This is a genomic window from Streptomonospora alba (assembly GCF_000826685.1).
Classification (GTDB): Bacteria; Actinomycetota; Actinomycetes; order Streptosporangiales; family Streptosporangiaceae; genus Streptomonospora; species Streptomonospora alba.
Window position 1 is genome coordinate 1 of sequence record NZ_JROO01000082.1, and the last position, 256, is coordinate 256.

1 pseudogene is annotated in these 256 nt (G+C 71.5%); it reads right to left on the bottom strand.

Annotated features, from left to right (window positions below):
• Positions 1-256 (bottom strand): annotated as a pseudogene (locus LP52_RS27870) (pentapeptide repeat-containing protein); the annotation flags it as partial.

Here is a 256-nt window from a genome sequence, read left to right on the forward strand (position 1 = left end):
CCGGCCAGCCGCACGGCGGCGTGCTCGCTGCCCAGTTGCTGGCTGGCGGTGGTGAACCGTTCGGTGAACAGCTTGGTGACCTCGCGCTGCTCGCCGTTCTCGATGGTGCGTTGGCGCCGGTAGGCGATCACCAGCAGGGCCACACCGCCCAGCCCGGCCACGATGGCGAAGGCGCGGGTGGCGATCGCGTCCAGGTCCTTGGGGGCGAGCTGGCGGACCTCTTCCAGGCCGGGGGAGCCCAGGATGAGCCAGACGA